18 protein-coding genes are annotated in these 20892 nt (G+C 64.8%); 9 read left to right on the plus strand and 9 right to left on the minus strand.

From position 1 onward, the window contains the following. Positions 1–263: 263 nt before the first annotated feature. Both ACQR1Y_RS13670 and ACQR1Y_RS13675 read right to left on the minus strand, forming a co-directional pair. Positions 264–3410, minus strand: a complete 3147-nt coding sequence (locus ACQR1Y_RS13670) for an efflux RND transporter permease subunit (RefSeq protein WP_434857544.1) — start codon at positions 3408–3410, stop codon at positions 264–266. Next, complete coding sequence (locus ACQR1Y_RS13675; RefSeq protein ID WP_434857543.1) at positions 3407–4576, minus strand: efflux RND transporter periplasmic adaptor subunit; 1170 nt, start codon at positions 4574–4576, stop codon at positions 3407–3409. Before ACQR1Y_RS13675 ends, ACQR1Y_RS13670 begins: the two co-directional genes overlap by 4 nt. Positions 4577–4744: 168 nt before the next feature. Between ACQR1Y_RS13675 and ACQR1Y_RS13680 the strand changes: the two genes are divergently transcribed. From ACQR1Y_RS13680 to ACQR1Y_RS13710, 7 genes are all read left to right on the plus strand, one after another. Then, positions 4745–5206 (plus strand): MarR family winged helix-turn-helix transcriptional regulator, encoded by a 462-nt coding sequence (locus ACQR1Y_RS13680; protein WP_434876806.1) that lies wholly within the window; start codon positions 4745–4747, stop codon positions 5204–5206. A 388-nt stretch (positions 5207–5594) separates the two neighbouring features. Continuing rightward, entirely contained in the window at positions 5595–5855 is a 261-nt protein-coding gene (locus ACQR1Y_RS13685; RefSeq protein WP_434857541.1) for a hypothetical protein, read from the plus strand. Between the two features lie 238 nt (positions 5856–6093). Next, positions 6094–8511 (plus strand): TonB-dependent receptor, encoded by a 2418-nt coding sequence (locus tag ACQR1Y_RS13690; RefSeq protein ID WP_434876807.1) that lies wholly within the window; start codon positions 6094–6096, stop codon positions 8509–8511. A gap of 2 nt (positions 8512–8513) precedes the next feature. Continuing rightward, the gene (locus ACQR1Y_RS13695; protein ID WP_434876808.1) at positions 8514–9203 is read left to right on the plus strand and encodes a Fe2+-dependent dioxygenase; all 690 of its coding nucleotides are present in this window, start codon (positions 8514–8516) and stop codon (positions 9201–9203) included. A gap of 11 nt (positions 9204–9214) precedes the next feature. After that, complete coding sequence (gene exbB, locus ACQR1Y_RS13700) at positions 9215–10138, plus strand: tonB-system energizer ExbB (protein WP_434857538.1); 924 nt, start codon at positions 9215–9217, stop codon at positions 10136–10138. 6 nt (positions 10139–10144) lie between these two features. Next, positions 10145–10615, plus strand: coding sequence for a TonB system transport protein ExbD (gene exbD / locus ACQR1Y_RS13705; RefSeq protein ID WP_434857537.1), 471 nt, complete (start codon positions 10145–10147; stop codon positions 10613–10615). A gap of 13 nt (positions 10616–10628) precedes the next feature. Next, positions 10629–11417, plus strand: coding sequence for a TonB family protein (locus ACQR1Y_RS13710; RefSeq protein ID WP_434857536.1), 789 nt, complete (start codon positions 10629–10631; stop codon positions 11415–11417). Positions 11418–11432: 15 nt separating this feature from the next. Here ACQR1Y_RS13710 and ACQR1Y_RS13715 read toward each other — a convergent pair whose 3' ends face one another. The 7 genes from ACQR1Y_RS13715 to ACQR1Y_RS13745 form a co-directional block, all read right to left on the minus strand. Beyond that, on the minus strand, positions 11433–11840 hold the full coding sequence (locus ACQR1Y_RS13715) for a hypothetical protein (protein ID WP_434876909.1): 408 nt from the start codon (positions 11838–11840) through the stop codon (positions 11433–11435). Positions 11841–11901: 61 nt separating this feature from the next. After that, on the minus strand, positions 11902–12582 hold the full coding sequence (locus ACQR1Y_RS13720) for a site-2 protease family protein (protein WP_434876809.1): 681 nt from the start codon (positions 12580–12582) through the stop codon (positions 11902–11904). A 55-nt stretch (positions 12583–12637) separates the two neighbouring features. Then, the gene (locus ACQR1Y_RS13725; RefSeq protein ID WP_434876810.1) at positions 12638–13030 is read right to left on the minus strand and encodes a GFA family protein; all 393 of its coding nucleotides are present in this window, start codon (positions 13028–13030) and stop codon (positions 12638–12640) included. A 166-nt stretch (positions 13031–13196) separates the two neighbouring features. Next, complete coding sequence (locus ACQR1Y_RS13730; protein WP_434876811.1) at positions 13197–13943, minus strand: SDR family NAD(P)-dependent oxidoreductase; 747 nt, start codon at positions 13941–13943, stop codon at positions 13197–13199. 191 nt (positions 13944–14134) lie between these two features. Further along, positions 14135–14869, minus strand: coding sequence for an SDR family oxidoreductase (locus ACQR1Y_RS13735; protein ID WP_434876812.1), 735 nt, complete (start codon positions 14867–14869; stop codon positions 14135–14137). Positions 14870–15004: 135 nt separating this feature from the next. Beyond that, positions 15005–16828, minus strand: a complete 1824-nt coding sequence (locus ACQR1Y_RS13740) for an IlvD/Edd family dehydratase (protein ID WP_434876813.1) — start codon at positions 16826–16828, stop codon at positions 15005–15007. A 156-nt stretch (positions 16829–16984) separates the two neighbouring features. Next, positions 16985–18064 (minus strand): LacI family DNA-binding transcriptional regulator, encoded by a 1080-nt coding sequence (locus tag ACQR1Y_RS13745; RefSeq protein WP_434876814.1) that lies wholly within the window; start codon positions 18062–18064, stop codon positions 16985–16987. Positions 18065–18313: 249 nt separating this feature from the next. Here ACQR1Y_RS13745 and ACQR1Y_RS13750 point away from each other — a divergent pair, with 249 nt between their 5' ends. Beyond that, complete coding sequence (locus ACQR1Y_RS13750) at positions 18314–19375, plus strand: ABC transporter ATP-binding protein (RefSeq protein WP_035645530.1); 1062 nt, start codon at positions 18314–18316, stop codon at positions 19373–19375. A 93-nt stretch (positions 19376–19468) separates the two neighbouring features. Further along, a complete protein-coding gene (locus ACQR1Y_RS13755; protein WP_434857529.1) occupies positions 19469–20791 on the plus strand; it encodes an ABC transporter substrate-binding protein in 1323 nt (440 codons plus the stop codon). Positions 20792–20892 lie beyond the last annotated feature (101 nt).

Genomic DNA, 20892 nt, shown 5'->3' on the forward strand with positions numbered 1-20892 from the left:
AGGATCGGCTTGAACTCACTGAGGAATCGGTGGACCGCGCAGACCAATCAAAAAGCGGGAAGTCGGTATCACAGTTCAACTGAGTCTTCAACCTGAAGGCGAGTCAGTAGAAGGGCGGTCGGCTTCTAGCCAGTCACCCTTCTACTTTAGTATAAGTGTCTGGGTATTGCGGGGTTGAGTTAGGCTTACGTCCGCTGAGTTGGGGGGAGATCTGCGCGGCACTTAATGTTTGCTGTGGAACATACCGGTGACGGTGTCCTCGATTACTCCGCCGCTTCCTTCACCGGGCCCGCCGCCGCCGTCTCGGTCTCGTGGTCGATGTGGGTGCGGCCCCAGCGCGCGAAGGCGTTGTTGACCTTGTCGAGGTAGAGATAGATCACGGGCGTGGTGAACAGGGTCAGCATCTGGCTGACGATCAGGCCGCCGACCATGGAATAGCCGAGCGGCTGGCGGATTTCCGAGCCGGTGCCGTTGCCGAGCATCAAGGGCACGCCGCCGAGCAGCGCCGCCATCGTCGTCATCATGATCGGGCGGAAACGGAGCAGGGCGGCCTGGCGGATCGACTGCTCCGGCGGCAGATGCTGGTCGCGCTCGGCGGCAATGGCGAAGTCGACCATCATGATGCCGTTCTTCTTCACGATGCCGATCAGCAGGATCACGCCGATGAGGGCGATGAGGCTGAAATCGTAGCCGAACGCCATCAGGATCGCGAGCGCGCCGACGCCGGCCGAAGGCAGGGTTGAGAGAATCGTGATCGGATGGATGTAGCTCTCGTAGAGAATGCCGAGGATCAGATAGACCACGACCAGCGCGGCGAGGATCAGGAGCGGCACGGTCGACAGCGACTGTTGGAACGCCTGCGCGGTGCCCTGGAAGCTCGAATTCAACGTCGCCGGCGCGCCCATCTCGACCATCGCGCGCTGGACCGCGTCGGTGGCCTGGCCGAGGGCCGTGCCCTGGGCGAGGTTGAAGCTGATCGTGATCGACGGGAACTGGCCCTGGTGACTGATCGACAGCGGCTTGACCGGCGCGGTGGTCCAGTTGGCGAAGGTCGACAGCGGCACCTGGTCGCCGGTGGTCGGCGACTTCACGTAGAGCTTGTTCAGCGTATCGAGATTGCCCTGCAGCTCGGGCAGGATCTCCAGGATGACGCGGTAGGAGTTGAGCTGGGTGAAGTACTGGGCGACCTGGCGCTGGCCGAAGGCGTCGTACAGCGTGTCGTCGATCAGTTGCGGCGAGATGCCGTAGCGCGAGGCGGTGTCGCGGTTGATCGTGAGCTGCACCGTGGTGCCGTCGGCCTGCTGGTCGGTGGCGACGTCGCGCAGCTCGGGCAGCGAGCGCATCTTCTCCAGGATCTTCGGCGCCCATTCGTTGAGCTCCGCGAGATTCGGGTCCTGCAAGGTGAACTCGAACTGGGTGCGCGAGGGCCGGCCGCCGAGCCGGATGTCCTGCGCCGCCTGCATGTAGAGCCGGGCGCCCTCGACCTTCTCGAGCTGCGGCCGGAGGCGGGCGATGATCTGCTGCGCGGTCGCGTCGCGCTCCTCGCGCGGCTTCAGGGTGATGAACATGTTGCCGTTGTTGCCGGCGCGGCCGGAGCCGCCGATGTTCATCGCGACGCTGGCGACGTCGTGATCGGCGAGCACGATCTTGGCCAGCGCTTCCTGGCGCGACTGCATCGCCTTGAACGAGATGTCCTGCGAGGCTTCCGAGGTCGCCGTGATCAGGCCGACGTCCTGCTGCGGAAAGAAGCCCTTGGGGATCAGGATGAACAGGTAGACCGACAGGCCGAGCGTGGCGAAGAACACCATCAGGGTGGCGAAGCGCCAGCGCAGGGCAAGGTCGAGGCCCTTCTCATAGGCGCGCAGCATCGCGTCGAAGGCGGCCTCGCTCCACTGGTAGAACTTGCCGTGTTGGGCGGCGTGCTCGTTGCGCAGGAAGCGCGACGCCATCATCGGCGTCAAGGTCAGCGACACGAACATCGAGACGAAGATGGTCATCGCCAGCACGACCGCGAATTCGCGGAACAGCCGGCCGATGATGCCGCCCATGAGCAAGAGCGGGATCAGCACCGCGACCAGCGAGATCGAGATCGAGACGATGGTGAAGCCGATCTCCTTGGCGCCCTTGTAGGCGGCGGCCATCGGCGTCTCGCCTTCCTCGACATAGCGCGAGATGTTCTCGAGCATGACGATGGCGTCGTCGACCACGAAACCGACGGCGATGGTCAGCGCCATCAGCGACAGGTTATCGAGCGTGTAGCCGACGCCCCACATCATGGCGCAGGCGCCCAGCAGCGCCAGCGGCACCGTGATGGTCGGAATGACCGTGGCCCAGAAGCTGCGCAGGAAGATGAAGATCACCATCACGACCAGGAAGATCGTGAGGATGAGCGTGAACTGGACGTCCTCGACGGCGGCGCGGATGGTGGTGGTGCGGTCGGAAATGACGTCGATCTTGATCGCCGGCGGGATCGCCGCGACGAGCCGCGGCAACAGCCCCTTGATGCGGTCGACGGTCTCGATGACGTTGGCGCCCGGCTGCTTGAAGATCACCAGGAACACGCCGCGCTGGCCATTGGCCCAGGCCGCCTGCTTGGCGTCCTCGGCCGCCGACACCGCCCGCCCGATGTCGCGGATCCGCAGCGGGCCGCCATTGCGGTAGGCGATGATGACGTCGTTCCAGTCCTTGGAATCGGTCAGCTGGTCGTTGGCGTAGATGGTGTAGGCGCGGCGCTCGCCGTCGATGTTGCCCTTGGGGGCGTCGACGGTGGTGATGGCGATCTGGCTGCGCACGTCCTCCATCGACAGGCCCTTGGCGACGAGCTTGGCCGGATCGATCTGGATGCGGATGGAGGGCTTCTGCTGGCCGCCGATGATGACCTGGGCCACGCCGGAGATCTGGCTGATCTGCTGGGCGAGGCCGGCGTCAACGGCGTCGCTGACGGTGGTCAGCGGCAAGGTCTCGGAGGTGGCCGACAGCAGCAGGATCGGGGAATCCGCCGGGTTGACCTTGCGGTAGGTCGGCGGCGACGGCAGGTTCTTCGGCAATTGGCCGGAGGCGGCGTTGATCGCGCCCTGGACGTCGTTGGCGGCGCCGTCGATGTTGCGGTTGAGATCGAACTGGATGGTGATCGCCGCGGTGCCCAGGTAGCTGGTCGAGGTCATCTGGGCGATGCCGGGGATCTGGGCGAATTGCCGCTCCAGCGGCTGGGCGACCGAGGTCGCCATCGTCTCGGGACTGCCGCCGGGCAGGTTGGCCGTGACCTGGATGGTCGGGAAGTCGACCTGCGGCAGCGGCGCCACCGGCAGCAGCGGATACGCCACCAGACCGATGAAGAGGATGCCCGCCATCAGCAGCGAGGTGCCGATGGGGTATTTGATGAAGGGTGCCGAGATGCCGCCGCCGTTCATTCCTGCCGGACCTTCGCTGGCGCCGGCTCCGAGCTTGCCACCGCGGTGGTCACGACCGAGCCTGGCTGTACCTTGAACTGACCGCCCGTGATCACCTGCTGCCCGGGGGTCAGACCTTCCTCGATGACCGTGCGGCCATCAATCGAGGCACCGACCTTCACCTTGCGCAGCTCGGCCTTGTTGTCGGGGCTCACCGTGTACGCATAGAGCCCGCTGGTGGAGTGCTGGACGGCATCGTCGGGAACCACCGTGGCGTCCTTCAGGGTCCGGACGAGGAGTCGTGTCGAGACGGACTGTCCCGGCCACAGCGCGTGCTCCTTGTTGTCGAACACCGCCTTCAGCCGGATTGTTCCGCTCGTCGTGTCGACCTGGTTGTTCACCACCGTCAGCTTGCCCTCGGCGAGCTGCTTCTTGCCGTCGGTCGTGAACGCGATCACCTTCAGCGCGGCCGTCTTCTGCGCCTCGTTGATGTAGGGCAGCTGCTCCTCCGGCGCGGTGAAGATCACCGCGATCGGCTCGATCTGCGCGATCGAGACGATGCCGGTCTGGCTCGAGGCGTTGACGATGTTGCCGACGTCGACCTGACGCAGTCCGGCGACCCCGGAGATCGGCGCCTTGACCTGGGTGTAGCTGAGCTGGGTCTGCGCGTTGGCGATCGCGGCGTCGTCGGCGGCGATCTGTGCGGTCAGTTGCGCGACGGTGGAGCGCTGGGTGTCCTGCTGCTGCCGCGTCGCAAAGTCGCCGAGCTTGGTGGTGCGCTGCAGATCGAGATTGGCATTGTTGAGATTGGCCTCGTCCTGCGCCCGCTTGGCCTTGGCCTGGTCGAGCGCGGCCTGGAACGGCCGCGGATCGATCTCCACCAGGAGATCGCCTTCCTTCACGAGCTGGCCTTCGGTGAACGCGATCTTGTCGATCTGGCCGTCGACGCGGGTGCGGACCTGGACGGTATTGAAGCCTTGAACCGTGCCGAGACCGGTCAGAAACACCGGGAAATCCGCTTTCTCAACCGACACGGCCGAGACCCGAACAGCGGGCGGGCGGGCCGATTTCTGCGCAGCGGTCTTCTTCGCGGCATCAGCATCCTGATAACGCTGCCAGCCGTAATAGCCGGCGCCGCCGAGAGCCGCGACCAGCAAGATCCAAGTGATGGTTCGTGATGTCTTCATGCTGGCCCACATGCTGAGACGGACAGGATAACCGGTCTTTAAAGGCATTCCCAGCGGGCCAGATATAGTATGCACGCACTTAATGTGTAAACACACGACGGCTTCATCGAACCTAAACAATTCGCAAGCTTTGCCGTGCGCACGACGACTTCATGGGAGGTCACGGTCATGTCGCTGGACGACAGACGTCAGCTGGTCACGCAGCTTGTCGAAAGCTCGCGCATTCTCCGCAACTATATTGATCATCGTGCCAAGCAGTGCGGCACGACGCGCGCGCAATGGGTGGTGCTGTTTCGACTTCGCGCGCAGGAGGGGATGTCACAGGTCGATCTCGCAGATGTGCTGGAACTGCAGCCGATTTCGCTTGTGCGCCTGCTGGACAGGCTGGTCGAGCAGGGACTGCTCGAGCGCCGCCATGACCCCAGGGATCGCCGGGCGAATCGCCTGCATCTGACTCAGGCCGGTCGCAAGCTCGTCGATGATCTCGACGGGTTGCGCAGTGCGATCGACGGCGACGTGCTGCACGACATCTCCGACGCGGCCGTGACCGCCAGCCTCGAGACGCTACGCGTGCTGAAGGAGTGCATCAAGGCCTTGTCCGAGACCAAGGCGGGCGAGCCGGCCAAATAGGGCCGCGACCCACGGCGGACGCCGCTCTCCGATCTTGAGTTGAGTGTTTTCAACTCGACACCTTGGGTGCGAAAATTTTCGGAAAGTTGCGAGCTGTCTGTCCCGACGGCCTTGCGCCGGTGACGCCGTCGCGCAACGCGGGCGGCGTGCGCGTGACGTGCCAGGGTCCGCGGCGGCTCCCGGCTGTGCTCGCGCGAAAGGCCCCGATCCGACCTAATGTCGCCGTCTTGTCGCGCCCGATGGGAGCTGATTAGAAGCGGGCGAGCCCGGCGGCGGCATCGTCGCGCGCGGCGTCCGGCAGGATCAAACCTCACGGAGCGGCGTCGTCGTCCATGCGACGCGCGATGCGGCGCCGTCGAGACACGACGACAACGATGTGGAGCTGATGATGGAAGAGTTGAACGGAAAGATGCTCGCGTGCCAGATCCTGGTTACCGGCCTGATCGCGCGCGTGGCCAATGAGCAGCGCGACCCGCTGCGCTTCCTGACGGACTTCCGCGATGAGATCAGGGCCGTCGTCAACGGCGTGCGGATTGCCGGGCTCGACAATTCCGATCGCGTGCGGGCGGTCGCGGTGCAGACCGTCGACGAGCTGTTCTCGCTGATGAAGCCGCCGAGCAGCGATCAGCCCGCCGATGCGCCGAATTGAGGCGCGGTGCGATTCGACAACAGCGCGAGTCAAATCGCGCTGTTTAGAACGATTTCAAGTTCCGAGCTTGTTAGTTGATCCTTTTTAGAATTGTTTTGATCTGGAACTATTCAAGGCCAAATTAGGGCTCCTCAAATTGACCCCCTGAAACACGCCCGATACCAACGACACATCGTCGCACTGCGAATGATCCGCGGAGGCGATGTGCAATGAAAAATCTGGGGCGCGTGAAATTCAAATGGGACAGGTGAGAGCACCGCGTTCGCTGCGGGCAGGCGCAGCGATGAAGTTTTTTGACGGACGAGGAGAGGGGCCTCTCGTCACCAAGGTTTCGGCCGTCGCCGGCCTGATGGCCGTGGCAACGATGTCGTCGGCCGAGGCGCAGCCGGCCTCTGATTTGCCGCCGGTCAACGTCGATGCGCCGATCGCGCGCGCCAAGCCGACCGCGTCCAAGCCGACCTCCGAGCAGGTCCGCGCGCGCAATGCCCTGCGCCGCGCGGCCCGGACGCAGGGTGCCCAGCAGGGCGCGGTGGCCTTCCCGAACGCCGGCGGGCTGGCGGCTCCCGATGCGAACCCTTATGCGGACGCCGCCGAGCCCTACAAGGTCAACCGCGTCCAGGCGTCGGGCAAGTTTCCCGAGCCGCTGCTCAACACGCCGAAGACGATCACGGTGATGAGCAAGGAGGTGCTCCAGGACAAGCACGTCACCGCGCTCAAGGAGATCGGCCGCTCCACGGCCGGCGTCACTCTGGGCTCGGGCGAGGGCGGCAACGCGTTCGGCGACCGCTTCTTCATCCGCGGCTTCGATGCCCGCAATGACGTCTTCATCGACGGCATCCGCGATCCCGCGGTCTCGATCCGCGAGAATTTCTTCACCGAGCAGATCGAGATCCTGCGCGGCCCGGCCTCGTCCTATGCGGGCCGCGGCACCGCCGGCGGCGCCATCAACATCGTCACCAAGCAGGCCGGCGACACCAACTTCAAGCGGATGGACACCGAGTTCGGCACCGACCAGCAGAAGCGGGTGACGCTCGACGTCAACCAGGTGATCTCGCCGACGTTCGCGGTGCGCACCGGCGGCGTGTTCCAGGACTCCAACGTCGCCGGGCGCAACTTCGTCACCGACGACCGCTGGGGCGCGTTCCTGTCGACCAAGTGGACGCCGATAGAGGATCTCAAGATCACCACCAACTATGTCCACACCGATCTCTCCGGCTATCCGGATTTCGGCGTGCCCTACTACAAGCAGGGCAACGTGCCGGTGACCTCGGCGGGCATTCCGCGCGAGACCTGGTACGGCTTCCTCAACCGCGACTTCCAGGCGGCGCGGCAGGATTTCGGCACGGCGACGGCCGAGTACAAGGTCAACGAGGCGATCACGCTGACCAGCAAGTTCCGTGGCGAGCATTCCGAGCTGAACTACATCGGTACGCTGCCGCAGAACCCGATCACGACCAACGCGAACCCGCTGCTCTGGACCACCACAGCCAGCACGCAGAGCCGCTACCAGACCGTCGACGTCTGGGCCAACCAGAACGACGCCACCTTCAAGCTCGATACCTGGGGCGTGAAGCACACCGCGGTGGTCGGCACGGAGTTTTCGAACGAGAACATCTCGATCGACCGTTACACCGGCCTGGCGGCGGAGCTGTTCGGCGCCGGCTCGACGAGCACCAGCGCGCAGACCGGCGTCAATCTCTATTCGCCGCAGTACACCTACAGGCAGTACACGACGCTGCCGTCGCTGACGGGGAATCCGACGCGCTACGGCGTCAACACCAACAGCGCCTATGTGATGGACACCGCCAACTGGCGGGACATCATCATCCTGAACGGCGGCGTACGTTACGACGGCTACAACATGAGCTCGTCGACCAACTCGCCGAAATACCTCAAGATGAACGCCGACCTCGTCAACTACAATGTCGGCCTGGTCTACAAGCCGATGCCGATCGGCAGCATCTATGCGGCCTATGCGACCTCGGCCAATCCGTTCGGCTCCGAGCTCGACGCCACCGGCACAGATTACGGCGGCGTGCCCGCCAACACCGCGGTGCTGCTCGGGCCGGAGCGCAACAAGGCCGCCGAGCTCGGCACCAAATGGGAGCTCGTCGATCGCCACCTGCTGGTCTCGGCTGCGCTGTTCCAGACCACCAAGGACAACGCCCGCGAGACGGTCAACAACGTGCTCACCTCGGGCGCGGCCTACCGCATCCAGGGCATCGACATCGAGGCGGAAGGCAAGCTGACGGATCGCTGGAGCATCTTCGGCGGCCTGGTGCTGATGCAGTCCAAGGTCACCCAGAGCGGCATCACCTCGAACGTCGGGCTTCAGCTCGCCAACATCGCCCACCAGTCCTTCAGCATGCTGTCAAAGTACAAGTTCGACAATGGCTGGGAGATCGGCGGGCAGGCGGTCTACCGCTCCAAGGTCTATGGCGGCACCTTCGCGGCCAACACCGGCAACGAGCTGCCGGCGTACTGGCGCTTCGATGCGTTCGTCGAGAAGAAGATCGACAAGAACTGGACGATGAAGCTGTACGCCCAGAACCTGACCAACAAGCTCTACTACGACACGCTGTATCGGAGCGCGGTGCCGTTCGTCTCCGTCGCACCGGGCCGCGCCTTCTATATCGTCACCACTGCGAAGTTCTGATCATGCTGATCTGCATCCCGGACGTTCTGTCGAAAGACGAGGTCGCCGACTTCCGCCGCATCATGGATGCGGCGGAGTGGGAGGACGGCCGCTCGACGGCCGGGGCGCAGTCGGCCATGGTCAAGCGCAACGAGCAACTGCCGCCGGGCGGCGAGGCGGCCCGGGTGCTGGGCCAGCGCATCATCACCGCGCTGACCAAGAATCCGCGCTTCCTCTCGGCGGCGATCCCGCTGCAGATCTTTCCGCCGCTGTTCAACCGCTACACCGCCTCGCGCGGCGACCATTTCGGCATCCATGTCGACAATGCCGTGCGCGGTGATCCGCTGACAGGCCTGCGCATCCGCACCGACCTGTCGATGACCTTGTTCCTGGCCGAGCCCGAGACCTATGACGGTGGCGAGCTTGTGATCGAGGACACCTATGGCTCGCACGAAGTCAAGTTGCCAGCGGGGCACGCGGTGCTGTACCCGTCCTCCAGCCTTCACATGGTCACGCCGGTCACGCGGGGCGCCCGGGTCGCCTCTTTTTTCTGGATGCAGAGCATGATACGGGATGCTCATGTCCGGAGCATGATCTTCGATCTGGACACTGCGATTCAGAGTTTGACGGAACGCCTCGGGAGGGACGATCCCGATGCGGTCAAGCTGACCGGCATCTATCACAATCTGATCCGGCAATGGGCCGAGGTTTAGTGGGCCGAGATATGATGACATCGTTCCTTGTTAGGTGTGCAATCGTCCTGTCATGTCTGTCGGTGGCTGCAGGCTGTCCTGCACATGCGCAGCAACAGCCGGCCAATCCGGCGCCGGCCGTCTCGACCGACGTGTCCGTTCAGCCCCCGGCCAAAGCTGACGCCACTGGTGCCGTGACTGGCGCCTCCGCTGCCGCGCCGAGTGCGGAAGCCGGCGCGAAGGGCGGAAAGGCGGTTGCCACCGGCCTGGACGAGCTGTCGCCGCTCGGCATGTTCCTCAAGGCGGACATCGTCGTCAAAGCTGTGATGATTGCGCTGGCGCTCGCGTCGGTTGCAAGCTGGACGATCCTGATCGCCAAGAGCATCGAATTCTCGGTTCTGCGCCGCGGCCTGTCCGGGGCGCTGCGCAAGCTCACCGCGGCCAAGTCGCTGGCCGAGGCGCAGCTCGCGCTGGGGAAGGGCAAGAATGTCGGGTCCGTGCTGCTGCAGGCAGCGATTGCTGAAGCCCGGCTATCGGCCGGGCTCGCCAGCGACGAGGGCATCAAGGAGCGGGCGGCCTCGAGCTTCAGCGAGATCGTACGCGCCGAGGCGCGGCGGGTGCGGACCGGCATGGGCCTGCTCGCCACCGTCGGCGCCATCTCGCCCTTCGTCGGACTGTTCGGCACCGTCTGGGGCATCATGAACAGCTTCATCGGCATCTCGAAGTCGCAGACCACCAATCTGGCGGTGGTCGCGCCGGGCATCGCCGAGGCGCTGCTGGCGACCGCGATCGGCCTCGCCGCTGCCATCCCCGCCGTCATCATCTACAATCATTTCTCGCGCGTCACGAAGGGCTATCTGGAGCTCGTCAACCGCGCGTCGGGCGCCACCGGGCGGCTGCTGTCGCGCGATCTCGATCGCAGCCATGTCAGCGTCCACGCACGCGCGGCGGAGTAACGGGCGATGGCCGTCTCGCTGTCCGAAGGCGATCTCGACGACGATTTCGATGAGACCCACGACATCAACGTGACGCCGTTCATAGACGTCATCCTGGTGCTTCTGATCATCTTCATGGTGGCCGCGCCGCTGTCGACGGTCGATCTGCCGATCGACCTGCCGTCGTCGAGCGCCATGCCGCAGAAGAAGCCGGACAAGCCGACCTACGTCTCGATCAAGCCGGACCTCGCGCTCGCGATCGGGGAGAACCTGGTCAAGCGCGTCGATCTCATCCGCGAGCTCGATGCGATGCCTGACGTGCCAAAGGACCGCGCCATCTTCCTGCGCGCCGACAAGCTGGTGCCGTACGGCGAACTGATGGGCGTGCTGGAGCTGCTGCGCGCCGGCGGCTACACCAAGATCAAGCTGGTGGCGCTCGAAGCGCCGCCTGCCGCTGCCGCCGGTCAGCCGGCCGCGCCGCAACCCGCCCAGCCCTGAGGCGCGAGCCAGCATGAGCGATCTCGACACCGGATATGCCAGCTCGAACCGTCTGTGGCTGCTCGCCACGGTGGCGGCGGTCGTGCTGCATGTCGGCGGCGCGGCGCTGGCGCTAACCAGCTTCAAGGACGACGAGGAGCTGGGCGGTCTCGGCGCCGCCGGCGCCGAGGTCATCGACATCGATATGGCCTCGCCGAAGGTCGACAATGACGAGGTGCCGGTCGGGCAGGATTCCGTCGCCCAGGCCGCAGCGCCGCAGATGCAGGAGCAGAAGGCGGAGGTCGAGCAGACTGACCTGCCGAAGGACGTGCCGACCACGACGGAGGAGGCGGATCGCGAGGTCACGACCTCGGACGTGAAGAAGCCGACCGAGGAGCAGAAGGTCGCGACCGTCCAGACCAATGCGTCGGAGGCGCAGGAAGCCTCGGAAGACAGCGCCCGCAAGGCGCTCGACGAGAAGGCGCCCGAGGCCGAGAAGACCAAGGCGCCGAACGTCGGCATCGGCAAGGATCAGGAAAAGCTCACCGCCAATTGGGGCCGCAAGATCAGCGCCTATTTCGAGCTGCACAAGAAATATCCGCAGGGCAGAAAGGTGGCTGCCCAGGTCAAGCTGGCGATCATGCTCAACCGGCTCGGCCGCGTGATCTCGGTCGATGTGAAGGAATCGTCCGGCGATGCCGAGTTCGACCAAGCCGCCATCGCCATGGTGCGCCGCTCCGATCCGGTGCCGCGACCGCCGGCAGGACTGACCGACGACGAGTTTGCGTTCACGCTGCCGGTCAAGTTCAATCCGCCCAAATGAGCGGATGCGAAGCGCCTAAGGCCAGTACAGCCTGATTCCGACATAGACCACGCACAGCGCGACGAAGATCAGCGCCGCGGGCATCTTGCGCTGGGCGGCCTGGCCGCTGGTCTGTGCCGCCTTCGGCTTCGGCGGCAGCTTGCGGAAGGCCGTGACGTTGTCGGTGACAGGTTCGGCCTTGACCGGCTTGACCTCCGGTGGAGCGCCGCCGCCGCCCATCTCGGCGTAATAGGCCTTGTACATCTCGCGGATGGTGGCCTCGGTCGCCTCACTCTCGGACATCTCGTTGAGGCGGGTCTTGTAGCTCGCCAGGAACTCCTGAGCCGCCGGGGGCAGGCCGGAGGCGCCGTTCAGCTTGGCGATCATCTTCCAGGTCGCGAAATCGGCACGGGCGCGCGTATCGGCGCGGCGTGCGATCATCATGTCAGCGGCTTTGACCAAGAGTGCCCTCGGAGCTCGTGTTTACCATCCCCAGCGGGTGAATTTAGGCATTACCCGTCAATAACAGAAGCAGCTGCTTCAGAGAATCGGTCGTGGCGCTGAGCAGCCCTGACACAAAATTAAGATTGAGACCGAACTGGGAACCCGCCAGCGGCAGCAGGATCAGGAATCCGATCAGGATCAGCATGCCATAGGGCTCGAGCCGGGCAAACGGCCGCGCCAGCGCCGACGGCAGCAGGCCGACCGCGACCCGGCCGCCGTCGAGCGGCGGTATCGGGAGCATGTTGAAGACGGCGAGCAGGATGTTGAACGAAAAGGCATTGTACAGATTGTGGGCAACCCACTGTCCACTGCCAGGAGGGACGAACGGCATCAGGTGGAAGGCCAGTGCGGCCGCCAAGGCGAGGGCGATGTTGGTGGCCGGCCCCGCCAGCGCGACCATCACCATGCCCGCTCGCAGCGGCTTGAGGTTGCGAAAATCGACCGGGACCGGCTTGGCATAGCCGAACAGGAACGGCGATCCCGACAGCAGCAGCATGCCCGGCAGCAGGATGGTGCCGAACGGATCGATGTGCCGGATCGGATTGAAGCTGACGCGGCCGAGCTTCAGCGCGGTGTCATCGCCGAAGCGCAAGGCCGCGAAGGCATGCGCGGCCTCGTGGAAGGTGATGGCGATGACGATCGGCAGGATCCAGACGGAGATGCCGTAGAGCGAGATGTTCAAGGATTCGGGTTCCGGAAGCGTTGAGCCCTTACATAGGCACGCTGGTTCCGCGATGCTACGCGGGATTTTCCGGAAATTGCGGCAGGCCGTCGTTAAGCTTGATCCAACCGAGTTTCTTCGAAACCCAGATGTGCTCGGTTGGCGCGAAAATGTTGGGGTCGTCGAAGCAGGCCAGGGCGACGCCGACCACCGGGCGGGTGTTGCGCCAGGAGAACAGCCGGACGCCGCAACGCGGGCAGAACATCCGGTCAAGCGCATCGGAGGAGGGGTAGCGCGCGGTGTCGCCGCTGATCGTCAGCGCCTCATGCGCAAACAGCGCGCGGGCGAAGAACGGCGCGCCGGTCGCACGCTGGCAGTTGCGGCAATGACAGATGCGCACGTTGATCGGCTCGCCCGCGCATTGGAAACGCACCGCGCCGCAGAGGCATCCGCCGTGGTGGATCGTCATGCGCGGCTCCTTATGAGATCTGTACGGTGGGCAAAGGCGCGGGGCAGGATGCCTGTTGTTTGCGAGACTTTCGCGCGCCGTGCCCACCATCCTCACGGGCGCCAGCCGATGGTGGGCACGCTGCCGTCCTTCGGACGGCTGCTTTGCCTACCCTACGAAAACGCAACTAATAAGTCGCGCGGCCGCCGGAGATGTCGAAGACGGCGCCGGTCGAGAACGAGCACTCTTCCGAAGCCAGCCACGACACCAGCGCGGCGAGCTCCTCCACCCGCACGAAGCGGCCTTTCGGGATCTTCGACAGCATGAAATTGATGTGGGCTTCGGTCATCTGGTCGAAGATCGCGGTCTTGGCCGCCGCCGGCGTCACCGCGTTCACCGTGATGTTGTGCTGCGCCAGCTCCTTGCCGAGCGACTTGGTCAGCGCGATCAGGCCCGCCTTCGAGGCGGAGTAGTGCGCCGCGTTCGGATTGCCTTCCTTGCCGGCGATCGAGGCGATGTTGACGATGCGACCATAGCCCTGCTTCAGCATGACCGGCACGATCGCCTTGGCGCAGATGAAGGGACCGTCGAGATTGATGCGCAGCACCTTGCGCCATTCCTCGAGGTCGGTCTCCCACACCGTCTTGTTGATGCCGGCGATGCCGGCATTGTTGACCAGGATGTCGATGGTGCCGAACGCCGCCAGCGTCGTGTCGCGCGCGCCCTCGACGGCGATGGTGTCGGTGACATCGACCTGCAGCGCCAGCACCTCCGGCCCGATCTCCTTGGCGGTCTTCTCGGCGAGCGCAATGTCGTGATCCCAGATCGCAACCTTGGCTCCCGACGCCTTGAACCGCTCGGCGATGGCGCGCCCGAAACCTTGCGCACCGCCGGTCACGACGGCGCAGCGATTGGCGAGGTCGATGTGGTTCATGGTGTTTCCCCGATTTGGCCCGGCTGTTTCCGTGCGAGCGGTGCGCTCCCTCTCCCCGTTCTTCACGGGGAGAGGGCTGGGGTGAGGGGCAGACGCACGGGTGGTGCGCGTTGTTAGACCTGTACCCCCTCACCCGGATCGCATCTTGCGATGCGATCCGACCTCTCCCCGCAAGCGGGGAGAGGTAAGTGTCACAACGTCCAGCCGCCGTCGATCGTATGCGCGACGCCCGTGGTGAACGCGCTCTCGTCGCTGGCGAGATACACCGCGAGATGCGCGATCTCCTCGGCCGTGCCGAGCCGGCCCATCGGCTGGCGCGAGATGAACATCTCGAGCCCGTTCGGACCCGCGGCCGCCGCGCGTCCGAGCAGGGACGGTGTTTCGATCGTGCCCGGGCAGATGCAGTTGCAGCGGATCTTCCTGGCGACGTAGTCCGCGGCGACCGAGCGCGTCAGCGCCGCCACCGCCGCCTTGGTCGCGGCATAGACGTAGCGGTTCGGGGCCGCCTTGAACACGCCGGCAGCGGAGGCGATGTTGACGATCGCGCCGCCGTTCTCGGCCAGCATCTTCGGCAGGAAGGCGCGGATCGTGCGGTGCATCGACTTGACGTTCAGATCGAAGGAGAAATCGAAGTCGTCGTCCGAGCAGTCGAGGATGGTGCCGTTGTGCACGAAGCCCGCGGCATTGAGCAGGATCTCGACCTTGCCGACCCGCTCGGCCATCGCGTTCACGGCCGCCGTGTTGCGCACGTCGAGCGTGGCCACTTCGGCGATGCCCTCGGCCTTCAGCGACGCGAGACCCTTGTCGTCGATGTCGGTGGCGAACACGGTGGCGCCTTGCCGCGCGAAAGCGATGGCGCAGGCGCGGCCGATGCCGGCTGAGGCGGCGGTGACAAAGGCGCGCTTGCCCTTGAGGCGGTCGGACATGGGGTCTCCCTGTAGTACAGTTTGCTTTGTCGTCATCGCGAGCGCAGCGAAGCGATCCATGGCTGCGCGTGCGGCTCTGGATTGCTTTGTCGCTTCGCTCCTCGCAATGACGGTGGCTGGCTTTGTGCCTTGTGTCTAGTGATTATGCCTGGCCACGCCGACGGTGCCGGCGATGTTCTGGTACCGCGTGGCCAACTCCATGCAGGCGCCGGTGGCCTGCTGGCCCACGGTGTTGCGATAGAGCTCCTGCCACGGCGTCTGGTTGGCCGGATGCGGGAAGCCGCCCTTGGCCTTGAGCTCGGCATGGCGCTTCGCAACCTCTTCATCGGAGATCAGGATGTTGGCCGAGCCCTTGTTGAGGTCGATGCGGACCTTGTCGCCGGTCTTCAGGATCGCAAGGCCACCGTCGGCGGCCGCCTCCGGCGAGGCGTTGAGGATCGACGGCGAGCCCGAGGTGCCGGACTGCCGGCCGTCGCCGATGCAGGGCAGGGACAGGATGCCGCGTTTGATCAGCGCCGCCGGCGGCTGCATATTCACCACCTCGGCACCGCCGGGATAGCCGATCGGGCCGGCACCGCGGATGAACAGCACGCAGTGCTCATCGATCGCGAGGGACTCGTCGTCGATGCGGTCGTGATAGTCCTCCGGTCCCTCGAAGACGATGGCTCGGCCCTCGAAGGCGTTCGGGTCCTTCGGATTGCTCAGATAGCGGTCGCGGAATTCCTTGGAGATGACGCTGGTCTTCATGATCGCTGAATCGAACAAATTGCCGCGCAGCACCAGGAAGCCGGCGTCCTTCACCAGCGGCTTGTCGTAGGACCAGATCACGTCATTGTCCGGCTTCGGCGCCGAGCGGCAATTGTCGCCCATGCTGCGGCCGTTGACGGTGATGGCGTCCTCGTGGATGCGCTTGTGGCGCATCAACTCGCCGATGACAGCCGGCACGCCGCCGGCGCGGTGGAATTCCTCGCCGAGATAGAAGCCGGCCGGCTGCATGTTGACCAGCAGCGGCACGTCGTGGCCGACGGTCTGCCAGTCATCGATATTGAGCTCGACGCCGACATGGCGCGCCAGCGCGTTGATGTGGATCGGCGCGTTGGTCGAGCCGCCGATCGCGGAGTTGGCGACGATGCAGTTCTCGAACGCCTTGCGAGTGAGAATGTCGGACGGCTTCAGGTCTTCCCACACCATGTCGACGATGCGCTTGCCGGTCTCGTAGGCGATCTGGCCGCGCTCGCGATAGGGCGCGGGGATCGCGGCGCAGCCGGGCAGGGACATGCCGAGCGCTTCCGCCAGCGCGTTCATCGTCGAGGCCGTCCCCATGGTGTTGCAATGCCCGACCGACGGCGCCGACGACGCGACGATCTGCATGAACTCCTCGTAGTCGATCTCGCCGGCGGCGAGCCGCTCGCGCGATTTCCACACCACGGTGCCGGAGCCGGTGCGCTGGCCCTCGTGCCAACCGTTGAGCATCGGTCCGCCGGACAGCACGATCGCGGGAATGTTCACGGTCGCCGCCGCCATCAGGCAGGCGGGCGTGGTCTTGTCGCAGCCAGTGGTCAGCACGACGCCGTCGAGCGGGTAGCCGAACAGGATTTCCACCAGGCCGAGATAGGCGAGGTTACGGTCCAATGCCGCGGTCGGGCGCTTGCCGGTTTCCTGGATCGGATGGGTCGGAAACTCCATCGCGATGCCGCCGGCAGCGCGGATGCCCTCTCGCACGCGGTGCGCAAGCTCGAGATGGTGGCGGTTGCACGGCGACAGGTCGTTGCCGGTCTGGGCGATGCCGATGATCGGCTTGCCCGATTGCAGCTCTGCGCGGGTCAGGCCGTAGTTGAGATAGCGCTCGAGATACAGCGCCGTCATGCCCGGATTGTGCGGATCGTTGAACCACGCCTGCGAGCGCAGCTTGCGGCTCTTGTCAGCGCCGTTACCGGCATGTCCGTTGGATTTTGTCATTTCATTCCTCCCGCAGTGCAAACGTGGCGAGCCGGTCTGGTCAGGACGTGTGCGAAACAAGGCGCCTGATGGCGATGGGCCGGTGTTGATGTCGCCTACGTCTTTCGTTCAAGTCATCGTCGTCAGCGTGGTTCTAGATCAGCAATTTTGGTTGCGCTACCATTTTGTTCCTGAGGCGCGGTCGGCCTGCACCGGCTGCTTTGCGGTGGCGTGCTGCAGGGTCGAACTCTGCCGCTCCATCACCTCGAAGCCGAGATCGATGACGCGCTCCGTTACGGGGCGCCCTTCGACCTCGTCCATGATCATCGTCGCCGCGCGCAGGCCCATCTCGTAGCGATTGGTGCGGACGCTGGTCAGCGTCGGAACCGCCGACGCCATGAACTCCATGTCGTTGAAGCCGACGATGGCGATCTGCTCGGGCACGGCGATGTGGCGGCGCTGACATTCGAACAGCACACCGAGCGCGAGGTCGTCATTGGCGCAGAACACGGCATCGATGTCCGGCGCCTTCAGCATCAGATCCGAGAACAGGTTGCCGCCCATGGTCGTCGAGGTCGGCACCGCCGTCGTGACGATCAGTCGCGGGTCGAACAGGCCGGCGGCCTTCGTCGCGTTCTGATAGCCCTGCAGGCGCCGCTGCACCCTGGGGTCCATGCGCGCGCCGAGGAAGCCGATCCGCCGGCAGCCCTGCGCGAGAAGATGGGAAATCGCTGCACAACAGGCATCGACATGCGAAAAGCCGATCATCATGTCGATCGGCTCGGCGCCGAGCTCCATGATCTGGACGACAGGACACTCCGCCGCCTGCACGATCGCGCGCGCTTCCGCCGTCTGGTCGACGCCGGTGACGATCATCCCGGCCGGCTTCTGCATCAGGAACAGCCGCAGCAGGCGCTCCTCCTGCAGCACGCTGTAGCGTGTATTCGCAAGTTGGATGCTGTAACGGCTGCCTTCGAAAGCATCATAGATGCCGCGCAGCACGTCGGAGAACACGTTGTTGGTGAGGGACGGTATCAGCACGCCGATCACTTCGGTGCGCTGCGATGCGAGCGCGCGCGCGGCGAGGTTGGGCACGTAGCCGAGATCCTTGGCGGCGCTTTCGATGCGCAGCCGGCGGCCGGCCGAGACCGTGTCGGGATTGCGGAAGAAGCGTGACACCGTGATCGGGCTGACACCGGCCAAGGCCGCAACCTCGGTCAGCCGCACCTTGCCCGGCGTGATACGTTTCCGTCCCATCCGTCGCTCATAGCATAGGCGGTCTGGTACACAAGCGATATTGACAGCGCTATCACGCGGTTGCTAAGCGAAGCATTGCGAAAGAGAACCAAACTGCCGACAATGCGTGCTGAGCTGGCGCCACTTCAGCGCCGCCTGAACGATCAGAAGACTACATAACGACAAGCGGCCCGATCAAACGGCCGCGCACAATGGGTGAGAATGCCGCCGGTCTGCAGCCAATGCAGCCGGTCTTTGAGGAGGAAGTTGATGTCGTCGGTGCAAATTCGCGACGTGCGCAAATCTTTCGGCGGATTCGAGGTGCTGCACGGCGTGACCATCCCGATCGAGGATGGCGAGTTCGTCGTGCTGGTCGGTCCGTCCGGCTGCGGCAAGTCGACGCTGCTGCGCATGCTCGCAGGTCTCGAGAACATCACCTCCGGAACCATTTCGATCGGCGAGCGCGTCGTCAACAATGTGCAGCCGAAAGAGCGCGACATCGCAATGGTGTTCCAGAACTACGCGCTCTATCCGCACATGACCGTCGCCGACAACATGGGCTTCTCGCTGAAGCTGCGCGGCGCGCGGCCCGAGGACATCAAGAAGGGCGTCGCGCGCGCCGCCGAGATCCTGGCGCTGACGCCGCTGCTCGACCGCTACCCGCGCCAGCTCTCCGGCGGCCAGCGCCAGCGCGTCGCGATGGGCCGCGCCATCGTGCGCGATCCCCAGGTGTTCCTGTTCGACGAGCCGCTGTCGAACCTCGACGCCAAGCTGCGTGTCGCGATGCGCACCGAGATCAAGGAGCTGCACCAGCGGCTCAAGACCACCACGGTCTACGTCACCCACGACCAGATCGAGGCCATGACCATGGCCGACAAGATCGTCGTCATGCATGACGGCATCGTCGAGCAGATGGGCTCGCCGCTCGATCTCTACGACAAGCCGGACAACCAGTTCGTCGCCGGCTTCATCGGCTCGCCCGCGATGAACTTCCTCAACGGCCACCTGAAGTCCAACGGCTCGGTCTATGTCGAGACCGACAACGGCGCCAAGCTGCCGCTGCTGACGGCGCCGGCCGCGTCCGACGGCCGCCCCGTGGTGTACGGCGTGCGGCCGGAGCATCTCGAACTCGCCGATGACGGCATCGAGGCCGAGGTGATCGTCGTCGAGCCGACCGGCTCCGAGACGCAGATCGTCGCCCGCATCGGTACCCAGGACATCATCGCGGTGTTCCGCGATCGGCACGAGGTCAATCCCGGCGAGAAGATCCATCTGCGTCCGCGCGCGTCGGCGGCGCATCTGTTCGACAAGGATACCGGCCGGAGACTTTGATCCGGCCGTGCGGCGCTGGACGACTTGGAACTAAAACGACCGAAAAATCGGCAACAAACAAAACAAGCAATATTCAATGGGAGAGAACTTCAGATGACGAAATTCCTCACGGATCGACGGTCTCTGCTCAAGGGTGGCGCGACCTTGATGGCCGCTGCGGCGACGATGTCGGCCGACGAGCTGCTCGGCTATGCCAAGGCCTGGGCGCAGACCTCGCCCTGGAAGCCGGAGCCCGGCGCCAAGGTCAACATGATGCGCTGGAAGCGCTTCGTCGAGGCCGAGGACGTGGCCTTCATGAAGATCGTCGACGCCTTCCAGAAGGCCAACAACGTCACGATCAACATTTCCAACGAATCCTATGACGACGTCCAGCCCAAGGCCTCGGTCGCGGCCAACACCGGGCAGGGGCTCGACATGGTCTGGGGCCTCTACACGCTGCCCTTCCTGTTCTCCAACAAATGCGTCGACATGACCGACGTTGCCGACTACCTCGGCAAGAAGTGCGGCGGCTGGACCGACTCGGGCAAGGCCTACGGCATGCTCGACGGCAAGTGGATCGGCATTCCCGTGGCGGCCACCGGCGGCCTGATCAACTACCGCGTCTCGGCGGCCGAGAAGGCCGGCTTCAAGGAGTTCCCGAAGGACCTCGCCGGCATGTCCGAGTTCTTCAAGGCCATGAACAAGAACGGCACGCCGGGCGGCATGGCGCTCGGCCACGCCTCCGGCGACGCCAATGGCTGGGTGCACTGGGCGCTGTGGGCGCATGGCGGCAACCTGATCGACAAGGACAACAAGGTCGTCATCAACTCGCCGGAGACCGCCAAGGCGCTCGAATACGTCAAGGGCCTGTACGACAATTTCGTCCCGGGCACCGCGTCGTGGAACGACTCGTCGAACAACAAGGCGTTCCTGGCCGGCCAGCTCTACACCACCGTCAACGGCATCTCGATCTACGTCACCGCCAAGAAGGAAGCGCCGCAGATCGCCGAGGACATGAACCACGCGCATCTGCCGCCGGGCCTGGACGGCAAGACCCGCGAGATGCATCTCGGCTTCCCGATCCTGGTGTTCAACTTCTCCAAGTACCCGCAGACCTGCAAGGCGTTCACCGCCTTCATGCTGGAGCCGGAGCAGTTCAATCCGTGGATCGAGGCGGCGCAGGGTTATCTGTCCCACTTCCTCAAAGGCTACGACGCCAATCCGATCTGGACGGCCGATCCGAAGAACACGCCGTATCGCGACGTCGCGGCGACCGCGACCACGCCGGCCGGCCTCGGCAAGCTCGGCGAGGCGGCCGCGGCCGCGATCGCCGACTTCGTCCTGGTCGACATGTTCGCGAACTACTGCACCGGCCGCGAGGATGTGAAGACCGCCATGGCGAGCGCCGAGCGCTCCGCCAAGCGCATCTTCCGCTGAGGCGGGGTTGACAGCGTAGGGTGGGCAAAGGCGCGCCGCGCTATGCCCACCGTCATTGCGAGCGAAGCGAAGCAATCCAGGGCGGCGCGCCTGACTCTGGA

Source organism: Bradyrhizobium sp. HKCCYLRH3099 (assembly GCF_051167855.1).
Lineage (GTDB): Bacteria > Pseudomonadota > Alphaproteobacteria > Rhizobiales > Xanthobacteraceae > Bradyrhizobium.